The organism is Cellulomonas wangsupingiae (assembly GCF_024508275.1).
Lineage (GTDB): Bacteria > Actinomycetota > Actinomycetes > Actinomycetales > Cellulomonadaceae > Cellulomonas > Cellulomonas wangsupingiae.
The window spans coordinates 3,735,451-3,752,603 of record NZ_CP101989.1; the positions used below are offsets into that span (position 1 = coordinate 3,735,451).

Annotated in this window: 13 protein-coding genes; 8 read left to right on the top strand and 5 right to left on the bottom strand. The window is 75.6% G+C overall.

Going from position 1 to position 17,153, the window contains the following annotated elements:
• Positions 1-44 precede the first annotated feature (44 nt).
• Together NP075_RS17180 and NP075_RS17185 are read right to left on the bottom strand one after the other, a co-directional pair.
• The gene (locus tag NP075_RS17180) at positions 45-1,310 is read right to left on the bottom strand and encodes an LCP family protein (RefSeq protein WP_227565920.1); all 1,266 of its coding nucleotides are present in this window, start codon (positions 1,308-1,310) and stop codon (positions 45-47) included.
• Between the two features lie 86 nt (positions 1,311-1,396).
• A complete protein-coding gene (locus NP075_RS17185) occupies positions 1,397-2,581 on the bottom strand; it encodes a VIT1/CCC1 transporter family protein (RefSeq protein WP_227565921.1) in 1,185 nt (394 codons plus the stop codon).
• Between the two features lie 270 nt (positions 2,582-2,851).
• Here NP075_RS17185 and NP075_RS17190 point away from each other — a divergent pair, with 270 nt between their 5' ends.
• Complete coding sequence (locus tag NP075_RS17190; RefSeq protein WP_227565922.1) at positions 2,852-5,422, top strand: helix-turn-helix transcriptional regulator; 2,571 nt, start codon at positions 2,852-2,854, stop codon at positions 5,420-5,422.
• 42 nt (positions 5,423-5,464) lie between these two features.
• Here NP075_RS17190 and NP075_RS17195 read toward each other — a convergent pair whose 3' ends face one another.
• On the bottom strand, positions 5,465-5,830 hold the full coding sequence (locus tag NP075_RS17195; RefSeq protein ID WP_227565924.1) for a hypothetical protein: 366 nt from the start codon (positions 5,828-5,830) through the stop codon (positions 5,465-5,467).
• A gap of 53 nt (positions 5,831-5,883) precedes the next feature.
• Positions 5,884-6,885, bottom strand: coding sequence for a TIGR03557 family F420-dependent LLM class oxidoreductase (locus tag NP075_RS17200; protein WP_227565925.1), 1,002 nt, complete (start codon positions 6,883-6,885; stop codon positions 5,884-5,886).
• 9 nt (positions 6,886-6,894) lie between these two features.
• Between NP075_RS17200 and NP075_RS17205 the strand changes: the two genes are divergently transcribed.
• The gene (locus NP075_RS17205) at positions 6,895-8,091 is read left to right on the top strand and encodes a Gfo/Idh/MocA family protein (RefSeq protein ID WP_250788382.1); all 1,197 of its coding nucleotides are present in this window, start codon (positions 6,895-6,897) and stop codon (positions 8,089-8,091) included.
• 212 nt (positions 8,092-8,303) lie between these two features.
• On the opposite strand, the gene NP075_RS17210 is transcribed toward NP075_RS17205, so the two are convergent.
• The gene (locus NP075_RS17210) at positions 8,304-8,948 is read right to left on the bottom strand and encodes a hypothetical protein (protein ID WP_227565927.1); all 645 of its coding nucleotides are present in this window, start codon (positions 8,946-8,948) and stop codon (positions 8,304-8,306) included.
• A 117-nt stretch (positions 8,949-9,065) separates the two neighbouring features.
• On the opposite strand from NP075_RS17210, the gene NP075_RS17215 reads away from it, so the two are divergent.
• From NP075_RS17215 to NP075_RS17240, 6 genes are all read left to right on the top strand, one after another.
• Complete coding sequence (locus tag NP075_RS17215; RefSeq protein WP_227565930.1) at positions 9,066-10,307, top strand: sensor histidine kinase; 1,242 nt, start codon at positions 9,066-9,068, stop codon at positions 10,305-10,307.
• Positions 10,301-10,987, top strand: coding sequence for a response regulator (locus NP075_RS17220; RefSeq protein ID WP_227565931.1), 687 nt, complete (start codon positions 10,301-10,303; stop codon positions 10,985-10,987). The genes NP075_RS17215 and NP075_RS17220 overlap by 7 nt, the downstream gene beginning before the upstream one ends.
• 67 nt (positions 10,988-11,054) lie before the next feature.
• The gene (locus NP075_RS17225) at positions 11,055-12,086 is read left to right on the top strand and encodes a TIGR03885 family FMN-dependent LLM class oxidoreductase (protein ID WP_227565933.1); all 1,032 of its coding nucleotides are present in this window, start codon (positions 11,055-11,057) and stop codon (positions 12,084-12,086) included.
• Complete coding sequence (locus tag NP075_RS17230) at positions 12,083-13,777, top strand: alpha-amylase family protein (RefSeq protein WP_227565934.1); 1,695 nt, start codon at positions 12,083-12,085, stop codon at positions 13,775-13,777. Before NP075_RS17225 ends, NP075_RS17230 begins: the two co-directional genes overlap by 4 nt.
• 173 nt (positions 13,778-13,950) lie before the next feature.
• Complete coding sequence (locus NP075_RS17235) at positions 13,951-14,916, top strand: FKBP-type peptidyl-prolyl cis-trans isomerase (protein WP_227565935.1); 966 nt, start codon at positions 13,951-13,953, stop codon at positions 14,914-14,916.
• Positions 14,917-15,070: 154 nt separating this feature from the next.
• A complete protein-coding gene (locus NP075_RS17240) occupies positions 15,071-17,128 on the top strand; it encodes an elongation factor G (RefSeq protein ID WP_227565936.1) in 2,058 nt (685 codons plus the stop codon).
• Positions 17,129-17,153: the final 25 nt, after the last annotated feature.

Below are 17,153 nucleotides of genomic sequence, written 5' to 3' on the forward strand. Positions count from 1 at the left end.
CCACTATAAGGTGAGGCTTACCTGATCACGCAATACCCTGCCCATCAGGTGGCGCACACCCCGGGCAGGAGCTCCGCGCCCAGGGGGTCGGCGCCGGTGCCGGAGTCCGGCGGCGGCGTGACGTCCGGAGGCACCGCGGCGTCCGGTGTCGCGTCCGGCTCCCCGCCGCCCGCCTCCGTCCCCGCTTCCGCTCCCGTCTGCGTGCCCGCCCCCGGCTGCGGCGCCAGTGACGGCGGCGGCGTGTCCGACGCCAGCCGCTGCCAGATCTCGTCCGCGGCCGACGTCCACTCCACGCGGTTGGGGTCGCTCGCGGCGGCCGCCACCGGCACACCGGTGAACACGACCCGCGCCCGGTCCATCCCGCGCAGCGAGTACCCGAAGGCAGCCAGCCGCACCGGGTCGGCGAGCTGCGGGTCGGCGCGCAGCGACCCGAGCACGGCGCGCGCGACGTCGTACAGCTGGTCGGCGTCGCCCAGCAGGTCCTTGGCGAGCAGCTCGCGCACCGCCGCCTGGACGAACGCCTGCTGCCGCGTGATCCGCGTGAGGTCGCTGCCCAGCTCCAGGCCCATCCCGGTGCCGTGCCGGGCACGCAGGAAGCCGATGGCCTGCCGGCCGTCCAGGCGCTGCTCGCCGGCCGGCAGGTGCAGGTCGCCGTAGTCCGGGTCCTCGTCGACCGGCTCGGGCAGGCACATCCGCACGCCGCCGAGCGCGTCGACGACGTCGATCACGCCCGTCATCCGCACCACCACGTGGTGCGTCACCGTGACGCCCGTGAGCGACTGCACGGTGCCGATGGTGCACGCCGCCGCGTGGTCCGGGTCCCCCTGCGGGCCCGCGCCGATGGAGAACGCCTCGTTGAACATCGTGCGGCGGGCGCGCGTGACGCCACCGTCGGGGAGCAGGCACTCGGGGACCTCGACGAGCGAGTCGCGAGGGATCGACACGACCTCGGCCCACGTCCGGTCGCCCGCGACGTGCACGAGCATCGTCGAGTCCGACCGCATCCCCTCCGCGTCGCCCGCGAGCGCGGCGTTCTCCTCGTCCCGCAGGTCCGTGCCCATGACGAGGACGTTCATGGCCGCGCCGGCGAAGGGGTCGTCGGGCGCCCGGGTCGTCGCGACGGGGGCGGGCGTCGCGAGGACGAGGCCCGCGGCGTCGCTGACGTCGAGCTGGGAGCGCAGGTCGACGTACACCGCGGCGGCCGCGGAGGCGAGCGTGACGACGACCGCCGTGAGGACGAGCACGGGTCCTCGCGGGGCCGTGACCGGGACGCGCGCGTGGCGGGGTCCGGGCCGAGGGGCGTCGGGCACGTCGCCACGCTAGGACCGCGCCCCCGGTGCGCGGGGCGGGTCGGTGGGGCGGGGACGTGAAGGTGTCGCGGAGGGTGTGGGCGCGGTCACACGGCCGTCGTGCCGAACGCGAGCCCCAGCAGGTACGTCACGGCCGCGGCGCCGTACCCGATGACGAGCTGGCGCAGCGCGCGCCTGCCGGGTGACGCCCCGGACAGCAGTCCCACGACCGAGCCGGTGCCCAGCAGCGCGACACCCACGAGCCCGGCGGACCACAGCACGGCCGTCGTCCCGGACGCCCCCAGGAGGTACGGCACGACGGGGATCAGCGCGCCCGACGCGAAGAAGCAGAAGCTCGCGAGGGCCGCGCCCCACGCGGTGCCGATCGCCTCGTGCTCGTCGCGCTCGACCTCGGCGGGACGCACGTCGGCGGGCACGGCCGGTGCCGCACCGTCCCCCGGCGGCAGCGTCGTCGACGTGCGCAGCAGCGACGCGTCGACGGCCTGCTGCGCCTCGTACTGCGCGAGCGAGGCGAGCACGACGTCGGCGCGGGCGTGCGCGTCGGCGGCGCTCATCCCGCGCGCGCGGTAGACCAGCGCGAGCTCGTTGACGGCGACGTCGAGGTCCGCGAGCGCGGCCGCGGCGTCCGCGTCGGGACGCGACGCCTCCAGCAGCTCGCGCTGCGAGCGGACGGACACGTACTCCCCGGCGCCCATGGACAGCGCACCGGCGAGCAGCCCCGCGAGGCCCGTGAGCAGGACCGTCTGCGTCGCGACGCCACTGGCACCGATGCCCAGGACGAGCGCCAGGTTCGACACCAGCCCGTCGTTCGCGCCGAACACCGCCGCTCGGAACGTGCCGGAGATCTGCTGCCGCCCGCGCATCGCCAGCCCGCGGACGACCTCCTCGTGGATCTGCTCGTCCGCGGCCATGCGCGCCGTCGCCTCGGCGTCCTGCCCGTACCCGGAGCGGGCCTCGGCGCGCTGCGCGAGCGCGTAGACCCACACGGACCCGAACCGTCGCGCGAGCCACCCGAGCACCCGCGTGCGCCAGTCCCCGCGCAGCGGGCGGCCGACGTCGTCCCCCAGCAGCTCCAGCCAGTGCGACTCGTGCCGCCGCTCGGCCTCCGCGAGGGCGAGCAGGATCTCGCGCTCCTCGCCCTGGCGACGCGCCGCGAGGTCCCGGTAGACGGCGCCCTCGGCGCGCTCGTCGGCCAGGTTGCGCCGCCAGCGGCGCAGCTGGGCGGGCGTCGGGCGGGCGCTGCCGGCCCGCTCGGGCGTGGGGGTGGTCATCGGGCTCCGGTGGTCGCTGTCGGGTGGGGCGTGCAGCGGCACGCTAGAGGCTGCGGCGGGGTTGCGATAACGGGCGGCGCCCGAGTGCCGGTGCCCGGCACGCCGCGTTTCGGCCGGCCGAACGCCCGCCGCGCGGGCTCGTGCGCGGGTGCGCGTGTCCGGTTCGCACCCGATACTGGCGACGTGACGACCGAGGGGCCGTCGCCCGCTCACCCCGGGCACGGCAGGGGGACGGTGGGGACGCCGGCGCAGGCGTCACCGCGGGGTCCCGTGAGCGCAGTGCCCCGCGCGCGCCTGCTCGACCGGCTCGACGCCCGGGGCGTCGTCCTGCGCGCGGTGCCCGGGTACGGCCGCACCACGCTGGCCGGCGGGTGGGCCGACCGGGAGCGCGCGCACGGCCGTCCGGTCGCCTGGCCGACGCCCCCGGCGCCCGGCGAGGGGACGAGCGCCTGGCCGGCGGTCCGCGACGCGCTGGCCGCGGCCCTGAGGGACGCGGGCGCCGACGTCCCCGCGGACGCCTCACCGGCCGTGCTCGCCGCGGCGGTCGACGCGAGCGGTGCGCCCGTCGCGCTCGTCCTCGACGACGCCGACGACCTCGGGCCGGACGCGCTCGCGGTCGCGGCGCTGCTGACCGCCAGCTCGGCGCTGCGCGTGCTCGTCGTGACCGGGACCGGCCCGCGTCCGCTGTCCGGCGCCGCGGTGCAGCCGGTCGTGGCGGCCGTCGACCGGCTGCCCGGTGCCGTCACGCTGACCGCCCGTGACCTGGCGCTGACGCCGACCGAGCTGCGGGACGCCGCCGCCGGGTGGGGGCACCCGGTGGACGACGGCACGGTGGCGCGGCTCCACGACCTCACGGGCGGCTGGGCCGGCCTCGCCCGCACCGTCCTCGACGACACCCGGCCCCAGGACGCCGGCCCGGCCACCGCCGCCGGCTACGCGTACGCGCGCGGCACCGCGCTGCCCGTCCTGCGGGCCGCCGGCCTGCTGGACGTCGCCGCCCTCGTCGCGACCGCGGCGGACCCGACGGGCGACACCGTGCGTCTGCTCCTCGAGGAGACCGGGCACGCGCCGGCGACGGGCGACGTGGACGTGCTGCTCGCGCTCGAGGCCCTCGGCGTGGCCCGGCGGCTGACGGCCGAGCAGTCCGCGTCGCGCTGGCACGTGCCGGGCCTGCTGCGGGAGGTCCTGCGCCGCGACCTGGAGGACCGGTCCCCCGCGCTCGCCACCGACCTGCACCGCCGGCTGGCCCGCCGCGCGCTCGACGCGGTGCCGCCCGACCTGCGCGTCGCCGTCGAGCACGCCGCGCGGGCGCGCGACTGGCCGCTGCTGGAGACGTGCTGGATCGACTTCGGGACCTACCTCGTGGCGATGGGCGGCCCCGACGTCGATGCCGTGTACGCCGCGGTCCCGCAGGAGGTCGCGCAGACGTCCACCGTCCTGGAGCTGGCGCGCGCCGCCGCCCGTCGTGGGCACGACGCCCAGGACGACGCACCCACCCTCGTCCTGCGGCTCATGACCGAGCTCGGCTCCCTCGCGCTGGCCGGCGAGTGGCGGAGCCTGACGCCCGCGGGCCGCTGGACGGGCGCGGCGGCGGCGCTCGTCGCGGCCCGGGCGCGGGGCGACATGCCACGCGCCATGGCGGTGATGCGCGAGACGGAGATCGCGGCGGCGAGGGCGGGCGTGCACGGCGGCACGTCGTCCCGGTCCTACTGGTGGTTCCTGGTGCAGGGCGGCCGCACGGCCCTGCTCGACGGCGACATCGGGTCGGCGCTCGACCTGCCGATGCGCGCCTACGAGCTCGCCGACCCCCTCCACGCCCCCGACGTACGCGCGTCAGCGGCCGGGCACGTCGCCCTCGTCCACGCGCTCGACGGCCTGCTGGCGGACGCCGAGCGGTGGCTCGTGCGGCACGTCGAGACCCTGCAGCCCGAGTGGGAGGAGCGCGTCCCCGACGTCGCCGCGGACGTCGCCGAGGCGATGGTCGCCACCGACAGGCTCGACCTGCCCGCCGCGGACGCCGCGCTCGCGCGGGTCGGGCTGCGCATGCAGTCGCCCGACGTGAGCTGGCCGTTCGTCATGCGCGCCCGCGTGCGCCGCGCCGTGCTCTTCGGGGACGCGGAGGCGGGGCTCGCCGAGCTCGAGCAGGTCGAGCGGATGCACCACGTCTGGCTGACGCACGCCCCGCTGGTGCAGCGGATCGTGCTGCGGCTGCGGGCCGAGCTCCTGCTGGCGCTCGGCGAGCCGGAGCGCGTGTCCGACCTGCTCGCCGACACCGACCCGACGGGCCTGTGGAGCGACGTGCCCCGCGCCCGGTGGCTCCTGCTGACCGGCGACCCGCTCGTCGCGCTGCGCGCCGCCGCCGTCGGCGGCCGCCGCCACCGGGTGAACCTCGCGGACCGCCTCGACCTGCTGGTCCTCGAGGCGTGGGCGGCGCACGAGGCGCAGCAGCCGGCGCTGGCGGTCCGGTCGTTCCGCAGCGCGCGACGGCTGGCGGCGCAGCACGACACGCTGCGCAGCTTCGCGCACCTGCCGGTCCCGGTGCGCGACGCGCTGGTGGAGGAGTCCGGGCTCCCGTTCGACGACGACGAGCAGGCGCGGCTCGACGCGACGGGACCGGCGGGGTCCGACCCCGCGCGCGGGCTGCCGCTGACCCCGCGGGAACGCACCGTGCTGTCGCTGCTCGACCGGCACGGCACGACCCAGCAGGTCGCCGACGTGCTCGCCGTGTCCGTCGGCACCGCGCGCACGCAGGTGCTGCGCATCTACGCGAAGCTCGGCGTCCACGACCGGCAGGCCGCGCTGCGCCGGGCGCACGAGCTCGGGGTCCTGCGGCGGCCCTGACGGGACGGGTCGGCGCCCGGGCCGTCAGGTCCGCCCGGGCCGTCAGTCGTCCCAGGGCGGCGTCTCGTCGAGCCGCGCGTAGTACTTCGCCAGGTGGGAGCGCACACGGTCGCGGTCCTTCGCGGGCAGGTCGACGCCGCCGCGCGAACCCTGCATGACGGCCGCCGCGGCGAACACGCCGCGCGGCACCGCGACCAGCCGGTCGTCGACGACGTCCGCGATCAGCAGCTTGTACGCCGTGAAGTTCTCCTTCTTGTCCGCGTCGTACCAGACGTGCGCGTCGCGGTACCGCTCGTTCGGCTCGTCCTGCGCGTCCGCCCAGGCACGCACCCGCTTCTCGGCGGCCGCGCCGTCCCACTCGCGGTCGCGGTCGGCCAGCGGCAGGTCCTGGAAGGCGGTCACCGCCATGGTGGTGGTCCTCTCGTCGGGTGGTCGTCGGTCGTCCTCCGTCGAGGGCCCTGTCAGTCGGCGGGTGCGGCCGCGCGCAGCCGCTCGAGCAGCGGGCCTGCCGCCTCGTCCAGGAACTGCTGCTGCAGCGCGTCGCCCACCTGGACGACGGCCACGTCGGTGAAGCCCGCCTCCCAGTACGCGGCGACGGCCTCGACGACCGCGTCGAGATCCGGCCCGCACGGGATGGACGCGGCCACGTCCTCGGGGCGGACGAACTGGCTCGCGGCCTCGAACGCCTCGGTCGTCGGCAGGTCGGCGTTGACCTTCCAGCCGCCGCCGAACCACCGGAACTCGTCGTGCGCGCGGGCCACCGCCTCGTCACGGTCCGGGCCCCACGAGATCGGGACCTGCCCGATCTTGCGGGACGGCCCGACCACCTCCAGCGACCCCAGCCCCGCGCGGGCCTCGTCCCACCGCCGGACCAGGTCCGCGTCGGGCTCGACCGCGACCAGGTGGTCCGCGAGCCCGGAGAACCGTGACACCGACTGCCCGCCCGACACGGCGACGCCGATCGGCACCCGCGTGTCCGGCAGGTCCCACAGCCGCGCGGAGTCGACGCGGAAGTGGGCGCCCTCGTAGGTGACGCGCTCGCCGTCGAAGAGCCGGTGGATGATCTCGAGGGCCTCCTCGAGCATGTCGTGCCGCTCCCCCACGGCCGGCCAGCGCTCGCCGACGACGTGCTCGTTGAGGTTCTCCCCCGCCCCGACGTTGAGCGTGAACCTGCCCTCGGACAGCAGCGCCATGGTCGCGGCCTTCTGCGCGACGACCGCCGGGTGGTAGCGGATCGTCGGGCAGGTCACGTACGTCATGAGCTCGAGGCGCTCGGTCGCCTGGGCGACGGCACCCAGCACGCTCCACGCGTACGGTGCGTGGCCCTGGGCGTCGAGCCACGGGAAGTAGTGGTCCGAGGACACGGCGAAGTCGAAGCCCAGCCGGTCCGCGTGCTGCGCGTAGCCCACGAGCTCGCGCGGACCGGACTGCTCGGTCATGAGGGTGTACCCGAAGCGCGTCACGACACGAGGATGACCCGCGCGGCACGCACCGGCATCCCGAGAGCGCGGGTGCGGGCTAGGGTCGTCGACGGCGACGAGGAGGTCCGTGTGACGCAGCAGCCGGTGCGGTTCGGCGTGGTGGGGTCCGGGTGGCGGGCCGAGTTCTTCGTGCGCGTCGCGCGCCTGATGCCGGACCGGTTCCGGTGCGTCGGCGTCGTGACCCGCACCGCCCAGCGCGGTGCGCAGGTCGAGGCGGCGTGGGGCGTGCCGACGGTCCGGACGATCGAGGAGCTGGTCACCGGCGCCCTGCCGGGTGCCGGTGCGGCACCCGACCGGCCCGAGCTGGTCGTCACGGCGACCCCCTGGCCCGTCACGCCCGACGCGGTGCGGGAGATCGTCGACGCGGCGGTCCCCGTGCTCGCCGAGACGCCCCCCGCGCCCGACGCCGCCGGCCTGCGCGACCTGTGGGCCGACGTGGGCGCGACGGGACTCGTGCAGGTCGCGGAGCACTCGCCGTCGATGCCCGCGCACCGCGCGCGGCGGGCCGTCGTCGAGGCCGGGGTCATCGGCGCGCCGACGAGCGTGCAGGTCTCCTCGACGCACCTGTACCACGCGGTCGGGCTGGGCCGGTACCTGCTGGGCGCCGGCCGCGGACCGGTGACGGTGCGCGCGCAGGCGTTCACCGCGCCGCTCGTCGACCCGGTCGGGCGCGAGGGCTGGACGGACTCCGGCGGGGCCGCACCGGTGCGGTCGGTCCTCGCGACCCTCGACCTGGGCGACGGCCGGTCGGTCCTCTACGACTTCACGGACAACCAGTGGTACAACCCGCTGCGCACCAACCGCGTCGTGGTGCGCGGATCGCACGGCGAGATCGTCGACGACACCGTGACGCGGTGGGTCGACGAGCGCACGGTGCTGACGTCGTCGATCGTGCGGCGCCAGTCGGGCATCGAGCAGAACCTCGACGGCTTCGACCTCGAGCACCTGTCGATGGACGGGCGCGTGCTGTACCGCAACCCGTTCGTCGGGGCGCGTCTCGCGGACGACGACCTCGCGGTGGCGCACCTGCTCGACGACACCGGTGCGTGGCTGCGCGGCGACGCACCGCCGCCGTACCCGCTGGCCGACGGCTGCCAGGACCACCTGCTGGGCCTGGCGATCGAGGAGTCCGCCCGGACGGGCGAGCCGGTGACGACGGCCGCGGAGCCCTGGTCCGACGCCCTGTGAGGGACCGCCGAGCCACGACCCCGACCCGCTGACGCCGTCCCTCCGTCCCACCCGGCCCCGTCCCCCGTCGTCCGCTTCGCGGGACGCCGGCCCCGCGAGACCGGGCTGAGGTCGTTCATGGCAGGGCTCGAGCGACCTGAGCCCGGTCTCGCGGGAGCGTCGTCCCGGTGGGTGGACATCTCCGTCGACGGGGTGCGCCCGGGGGCGCGGGGTCAGGGGGTGGGGTGGGCCGGGTGGGAGGTGGGGTGGTCGGCCGGCGTCTCCGGGGCGTCGTCCGTGTCCGGGGCGTCGTCCTCGCCCGCGGAGTCGGCGAAGACCTGCCACACCGGTCCGGCGAGGAACCAGATGCCCATGACGAGCGTCGCCCGTCCCGCCCAGCCGAGCAGCACCTGCCGCTGCGCGGGGTCGTCGGCGATGAGCAGGAGCACCCCGAGCACCGCGACCGCCACGGCCCACGCCAGCAGCACCCGCAGCCACAGCTTCCACTCGTGCACGACCTTGGCGCGCCCGCCCGACGGCACGCGCGGCGGTCGCGGCCCGTCGAAGAGCCGCCACGCGACCCACCCGTCGACCTTGTGGACGGTGTACCTGCCGAACGCGACCGTGAACCCGAGGTAGAGCGCCGCCAGCCCGTGGGTCCACGTCGCCTCGGCGCCGCGCAGCAGGTCGGTGACCGTGGCGACCAGCAGGACGACCTCGATGAGCGGCTCGCACAGCAGCAGCACGGTCGACAGCCGCCGGCGGCGGAGCACGTAGCGCGCGACGACGGCCGCGGCGAGGAACACCCAGAAGGCCACCTCGCACGTGATCACCAGCGCGGCGACGGGGTGGTCGCGGACCCACTCGACGATCTCCATGCCCCGACGGTCCCGCGGCGGCCCGGGCGGGCGCGTCCGGCGTTCGGACCGAACCGCGCGCGCCGTCTCGTCCGTTCGGACGAGAGCCGCAGGTCACGGACGTGCTGGGATGGGTGCATGACCTCCCGTCTCGCCGCCCTCGCGCGGTGGGTGCGCACGCCGCCGCGCGGGCCTGCGGCGGACCGCGCGTACTCGGTGGCGCTGCTCGTCGTCGGGCTGGTCCTGCTGGTGCTCGACGTGCGCATGCTCGGCGTGGACCAGCCGCTCGCCGACGTGCCGGGCGGCACGCTGCCGTGGCAGGTGGGCGTGCTCCTGCTGGGGACGACCGCGCTGCTGTACAAGCGCCGGCACCCGGTGCTTGTCCTCGTGGTCGTCACCGCGCTGCTCGCGGTCGACGTGGTGCTCGGCGGCAGCCTGGGCATGTACCTGGTGCTGTTCGACGCGCTCTTCACGGTGGCGCGTGGCGCGGCACCGCGTGCCCGCGCGGTCGTGCTGGGGGTGCTGGTCGCCCTCGTGCTCGGGGTGATGGTCGCGACGGTCGTGGCGGGCATGTCGGCGCGGGACGTCGTCCAGCTGACGCTCGTCGCCGGGTCGCTGCTGCTGCCGCCGTGGTGGTGGGGCTCGGACGTGCGCCGCTCGGAGGTGCTGACGGCCGAGCAGTCGCGTCGCGCCGACGCCGAGCGTGCCCGGGCCGACCTGGCCCGCGCGCACGCCGACGACGTCGCACGCATCGCCGCGCTCGACCGGGACCGGGCGGTGCAGGACGAGCGCGCGCGTGTGGCCCGCGACCTGCACGACGTGGTCGCCGGGCACCTGTCCGCGGTCGCCATCCACGCCGAGGCCGCGCTCGCCGCCCCACCGGACGAGTCGCGGGACCGCGCGGCGCTGACGGCGGCGCGTGCCGGGTCGCTCGACGCGCTGGCGGAGATGCGCTCGATGATCCTCGTGCTGCGCGAGGGCGCGGACGCCGACGCGGCCACCGCACCGGCCGGTCTGGCGCGGGTCGCGGACCTCGACGTGGACGTCGTCGGCGACGTGCCGACGGGAGTGCCCACGGCCGTCGACCACGCGGCGTTCCGCATCCTGCAGGAGGCCGCGACGAACGCGCACAAGCACGGCGGCGGGCGCGCGGCGGTGCGCGTCACGGCCGACGACGACGCTCTCGTGCTCGTCGTCGACAACCCGCTGGCCACCGACGCCGGCCCGGTGGACCCGGCCCTGACGTCGTCGGCGGGCCTGCAGACGATGCACGAGCGCGCGGCGGCCCTGGGCGGCGCCGTCGAGGCCGGCCCGCGGGGCGACACCTGGCGGGTCCGCGCCCACCTGCCGCTGCGACGAGGGAGTGTGCAGCGGTGGTGACGCTGGAGGTCCCGAACGCTGCACACCCCGCCGTCCGGGTGCTGCTGGCCGACGACCACGCGGCGATCCGCGCCGGCCTGCGGATCATGCTCGAGCAGTCCGGCCGGGTGCAGGTCGTCGGGGAGGCGGCGGACGGCGACGTCGCGGTGCGTCAGGCGCGTGCGCTGCGCCCCGACGTCGTGCTGATGGACGTGCGCATGCCGGGGACCGACGGCATCGCCGCGACGGCCGCGATCGTCGGCGAGCGGCTGGCCGACGTGGTGGCGCTGACGACGTTCGACCTCGACGAGTACGTGCTCGGCATGGTGCGGGCGGGGGCCGCCGGGTTCCTCCTGAAGACCGTCGGCGCGCACGAGCTGGTCGACGCGGTGTGCCGGGTGGCCGCCGGCGAGGGCGTGCTGGCGCCCGAGGTCACGCGCCGCCTGCTCGACGCGGTCGCGTCGCAACCCGTCCCCGCAGCCCCGGTCCCAGCAGAGGCCGACGACCGCCTCGCCGCCCTGACCGCGCGCGAGCGCGACGTCCTCGACGCCCTGGGCGACGGGCTGTCGAACGCGGACATCGCGGCGCGGCTCGTGGTGTCGGAGACGACGGTGAAGTCCCACGTCAGCCACGTGCTGGGCAAGCTCGGCGTGCGGACGCGACTGCAGGCGGGGGTGCTGGCGCGCGACGCGCGGCGCTGAGCCACGACGCACACGCGTCGTCCGCTCACCGAGCGGGACAGGCGTCCAACCGGTAGGAAAGTGCCCCATGGTGCGCGTCGGATTCCACAACTCACACGAGCAGGTCCATCCCTCCGCGTTGCTCGCCGCGACCCGGCTGGCCGAGCAGCGCGGGTTCGACGCCGCGATGTGCTCCGACCACTGGGCACCGTGGCAGTCCACGCAGGGCCACTCCGGGTTCGCGTGGACGTGGCTGGGCTCGGCGCTGGCGACGACCCGGCTGCCGTTCGGCGTCGTGAACGCCCCCGGCCAGCGGTACCACCCGGCGATCATCGCCCAGGCCGCGGCCACGCTGGCCGCGATGTACCCGGGCCGGTTCTGGGTCGCGCTCGGGTCCGGCGAGAACATGAACGAGCACATCACCGGCGACGGGTGGCTGCCCAAGCCCGTGCGCGACGCGCGCCTGCTGGAGTGCGTCGAGGTCATCCGCGCGCTGCTCGACGGCGAGGAGGTCACGCACGACGGCCTGGTGAAGGTCGACCGCGCCAAGCTGTGGACGCTCCCCGACGTGAAGCCGCTGCTCATCGGCCCGGCCGTCTCGGTCGCCACGGCCCGCAACCACGCCCGCTGGGCCGACGGGCTGGTCACCGTGAACCAGCCCGAGGACAAGCTGCGGCGCATCATCGCCGAGTACCGCGACGCCGGCGGACGCGGTGAGATCGCGCTGCAGGTGCACGTCTCGTTCGCCCCCACCGACGCCGAGGCGCTGCGACTGGCGCGCGAGCAGTGGGCGGGCAACGCGATCGGCCCGCCCGTCGCGTGGGACCTCGACACCCCCGAGGCGTTCGACCAGATCGCCGACAAGGTCAGCGACGACCTGCTGCGCGGCTCGGTGCTCGTCGAGCACGACCCGCAGCGGCTCGCCGACCGGCTCGTCGCCCTGGCGGAGCTCGGCTTCGACGCCGTCTACCTGCACCAGATCGCGACCGACGTCGTCCCGTCCGACGACAAGCACCCCGACGCCGCCGCCACGGCCACGCGGCCGTCGTCGTCGCTGGAGGCGTTCGTCGACATGGCGGCCGAGCACGTGCTCCCCGCCCTGAAGGAGGCCCACGCGTGAGGATCCGCGACACCGGTGACCTGTGGTGGAAGTCCGCCGTCATCTACTGCCTCGACGTCGAGACCTACATGGACTGGGACGACGACGGCATCGGCGACCTGCCGGGCCTCGTGCAGCGCATCGACCACCTCGCCGAGCTCGGGGTGACGTGCCTGTGGCTCATGCCGTTCTACCCGACGGCCGACCGCGACGACGGCTACGACATCACCGACTACTACGGCGTCGACCCGCGCCTCGGTGACGCCGGTGACCTCGTCGAGCTGATCCGCACGGCCCACGACCGCGGCATCCGCGTCATCGCCGACCTCGTCGTCAACCACACGTCGGACCGCCACCCGTGGTTCCGCTCCGCGCGGCGCTCGAAGGACAGCCCGTACCGCGACTGGTACGTGTGGCGCGAGGACGCCCCGCCGGACACGTCGAAGGAGGTCGTCTTCCCCGACAAGGAGGACGGCATCTGGACGTACGACGACCAGGCGGAGGCCTGGTACCGGCACCGGTTCTACCGGCACCAGCCGGACCTCAACACCGCGAACCCGCAGGTCCGCGACGCGATCGCGAAGGTCGTGGGCTACTGGGCGCAGATGGGCCTGGACGGGTTCCGCGTCGACGCCGTGCCGTTCTTCCTCGCCGACGCGCACAAGGGCAAGGGCGACGACGTCGACCACCCGCACGAGTTCCTGCAGCAGCTGCGCGCGTTCCTGTCGCGGCGCACGGGCGCCTCGATCCTCATGGGCGAGGTCAACCTGCCGTACGAGCAGCAGCGCACGTTCTTCGGCGACCACACGGGCGACGGCAAGCACGAGGGCGCCGAGCTGAACCTGCAGTTCGACTTCGTGCTCATGCAGCAGATGTACCTGGCGCTGGCCCGCCAGGACGCCGGACCGATCGCGGACACGCTGCGCACGCGCCCGGAGATCCCGCACGACGCCCAGTGGGCGACGTTCGTGCGCAACCACGACGAGCTGACGCTCGACAAGCTCTCCGACGACGAGCGGCAGGAGGTGTTCGACGCCTTCGGCCCCGACAAGGACATGCAGCTGTACGACCGCGGGCTGCGCCGCCGCCTGCCCCCGATGCTCGAGGGCGACCCGCGCCGCGTGCGGATGGTCTACTCGCTGCTGTTCAGCCTGCCGGGCACGCCCGTGCTGTTCTACGGCGAGGAGATCGGCATGGGCGAGAACCTCGCCGCCGAGGGACGGCTCGCGGTCCGCACGCCCATGCAGTGGACGTCCGGCAAGAACGGCGGGTTCTCCCAGGCGGCCGCGTCGCGGCTGTCCGGGCCGGTGACCGAGGGGGCCTTCGCCCCCGAGCACGTCAACGTGTCCGACCAGCGCCGGGACCCCGACTCGCTGCTGAACTTCGTGCAGAAGCTCGCGCGCCGGTACCGCGAGAGCCCCGAGCTGGGCTGGACGACCCGCGTCGAGATCCTCGACCAGCCGCACGCCGCGGTCCTCGCGCACCGCTCGACGTGGCAGGACGCGTCGATGGTCGCGCTGCACAACCTGGGCTCGGAGGCCGTGCGGGTGCCGCTGCACCTCGACGACGCCGGCGCCGGCACCCGCCTCATCGACCTCCTGGAGGACGACGACCGCACGACGGACGACCAGGGCCGGGTGGAGATCGAGCTCGACGGGTACGGGTGCCGGTGGCTGCGCGTGGTGCACCCCGGCTCCCGGCGCATGCTCTGACCGGCGCCGACGCGTCGACGGGGCGGGGCCGCGCGGCCCCGCCCTGCTCGTCCGGCACGTCACTGAAGCGTTTCGGTCCTCGGCTGTCCCAGGCGACGTCCAGGAACGTCACGTACGGTGCCGGAGGCCGTCCCGGCGTTCCGGGCCGGTCTCCCGACCCCCGGAGGACCTCCGTGCGACGCCCCACGACCCGCACCGCGCTGCGTGCCGCAGCCGCAGCGCTGGCGCTCAGCCTCACCCTCGCCGCCTGCGCCGGCGACGAACCGAGCGACGACGCGACGACGCCCACCGCGCAGGACTCGGCCGCCTCCACGGCGGAGCCGACCGCGTCGGCGGAGGACATCGCCGCCCTGGAGTCCGTCGCCGTCGAGGGCGCCGCCGGCGCGGAGCCCAAGGTGGTGCTCCCCAGTACCCCGTTCAGCCTGTCGGCGCCCACCGCGTTCGTGCTCGAGGAGGGCACGGGCGAGACCGTCGCCGACGGCGACCTGATCGACCTGCACTCGGTGTGGGTGAACGGCACCGACGGCACGACGCAGCAGTCGACGTGGGCGTCCGCGCCCGAGCAGCTCGTCGTCTCCGAGGCGTCGCTGGCCCCGGTGCTCGCCGACATCCTGGTCGACGGCAAGGTCGGCATGCGCTTCGTCTTCGGCCAGCCGATGGGTGAGGACGTCACCACGGTGGCCGTCGCCGAGATCGTCGCCAAGCGGCCCGGGCGCGCCACGGGCACGGCCGTCGCCCCCGTGGACGGCCTGCCCACCGTGACGCTCGCGGAGAACGGCGCACCGGCGCTCGAGCCGGCCGAGGGCGACGCGCCGACGACCCTCGTCGCGCAGCCGTTGATCGAGGGCGAGGGCCCGGAGATCGCCGCCGGCCAGACCGCGCTGGTGCACTACACCGGCTGGCTCTGGGACGGCACGCAGTTCGACTCCTCGTGGGAGCGCAGCATGCCCTTCCCCGTCGAGAACGTCGGCCAGGCGGGCGTCATCGCCGGCTGGAACGAGGGCCTCGTCGGCCAGAAGGTCGGCAGCCAGGTCATGCTCGTCGTGCCGCCGGACAAGGGCTACGGCGACGAGGAGAAGGAGGGCATCCCCCCGGGCTCGACCCTCGTCTTCGTCGTGGACATCATCGCGGCCAGCTGACGCACCGCACCTGACGCACGGGCCGGACCCCCTCCCACCACCGGGAGGGGGTCCGGCCCGTCGTCGTCGGCACCAGGGACCCTCGTCCTGCCGCCGTGGGGCGCGTCGTCCTACGCTGGGCCGAAGAAGTTCACCCACCTGTGGGAGGGTCCACATGGACCAGGCACCGTCGCCCGCCGTCCGCACGGTCGCACTGCTGGGCGCGTCGGGATCCGGCAAGACCACCCTCACCGAGGCCCTGCTGCACCGCGCCGGGACGATCCCCCGCGCCGGGCGCGTCGAGGACGGCACCACGGTGAGCGACCACGAGCCCGAGGAGATCGCCCGCGGCATCTCGCTCGCGCTCGGCGTCGCGCCGTTCCGATGGCAGACGGACGACGGCCGCACGTACGACGTCACGCTGCTCGACACCCCGGGGTACCTCGACTTCGCCGGCGCGGTCGACGCGGCGCTGAGCGCCGCCGACCTCGCGGTGATCGTCGTCAGCGCCGTCGACGGCGTGCAGGCCGGCACGCACCTGGCGTGGCGGGCGGCCGGCGAGGCGGGCGTGCCGCGGCTGGTCGTCGTCACCAAGGAGGACCGCGCGCGCGCCGACTTCCACCGCGTCCTCGCGCAGCTGCGCGACGCGTTCGGCGACGTGCTGGTGCCCCTGGAGCTGCCGTTCGGCGACGAGGCGGGGTTCACCGGCGTCGCCGACGTGCTCTCGGAAGGAGGCTACGTCTACGACGCCGACGGCCGGCACCACGACGGCCCGCTGCCCTCGGGCGTGGCGGAGGAGGAGCACCGGCTGCACGAGTCGGTCACCGAGGACATCGTCGCCCACGACGACGACCAGCTCGAGCGGTACCTGGCCGGCGACGTCCCGTCGGTCGCGGACCTCGAGCACACCCTCGCGCAGGAGGTGTGCGACGGGCTCGCGGTCCCCGTGCTCGTCGCGTCCGGGACGACGGGCGTCGGCGTCGACCGGCTCGCCGACCTGGTCTGCGAGCTGTGCCCCGGCCCCGGCGCGCGCCCGGCGACCGTCCTCGCGGGCGACGTCGAGGTGCAGGTCGCGCCCGACCCCCGGGGGCCGACGCTCGTGCACGCGTTCCGCACCGTGGCCGACCCGTTCGTCGGGCAGGTCACCGTGCTGCGGGTGCTGTCCGGCACGCTGCGGCCCGGTGACCGGCTCGTCAACACCACCACCCGCACCGAGGAGAGGGTGCCCGGGCTGTTCCGGCTGCGGGGCAAGGAGCACACGCCGCTGGACGTCGCCGTGGCCGGGCAGGTCGCCGCCGTCGCCAAGCTCACGGGCACGCCCACGGGGTCGCTGCTGGCGGCCAAGGGCACCCCGGGCGTCGGGATGACCGCGCGCCCGGCGCGCGAGCGGCCCGGCGTCTACGCCCTGGCGCTGGACCCGGTGACCCAGTCCGACGACGACCGCCTGTCCGCGGCCCTCGGCCGGCTCGTCGCCGAGGACCCGACGCTGACGGTCGACCGCACGGGTGAGCGCACCGTCCTGCGCGGGCTGGGCGACACGCACCTGGCGGTCGCGCTCGAGCGGCTCGCGCGCGTGTTCGGGGTGCACGTCACGACGTCGCCCGTGCCCGTCGGGTACCGCGAGACGATCGCGAAGCCGGTGGAGGCCGAGGGCAAGGTCAAGAAGCAGTCGGGCGGGCACGGGCAGTACGCGGTGGTGCAGCTGCGGGTGTCGCCGCTGCCCCCGGGGTCCGGGTTCGAGTTCGTCGACTCGGTCGTCGGCGGCGCGATCCCCCGGTCCTACCTGCCGGCCGTCGAGCGCGGCGTGCGCGAGGCGATGGCCGCGGGCGGCCCGCACGGCTTCCCCGTCGTCGACGTGCGCGTCGAGGTGTACGACGGCAAGGCGCACTCGGTCGACTCGTCGGACATGGCGTTCCGCACCGCCGCGGCGGTGGGGCTCAAGGAGGCGCTGGCCGCCGCCGGCACCGTCGTGCTCGAGCCGGTGTGCCGGGTGCAGATCACCGTGCCCACGTCCGCGCAGGGCGACGTCATGAGCGACCTGTCCGCGCGGCGCGGCCGCATCACGGACACCGTGTCGCTCGACGGCGGCGAGGTGGTCGTCGAGGCCACCGTCCCCGAGGCCGAGCTGCAGCGCTACGTGCTGGACCTGCGTTCCCTGACGGGCGGGCGCGGCAGCCTGGTCGTCGCCCACGACCACTACGCCCCCTGCCCGGAGCACCTCACCCCCGCGTGACGCGCGCGCCCGCCCGCGGCGATGA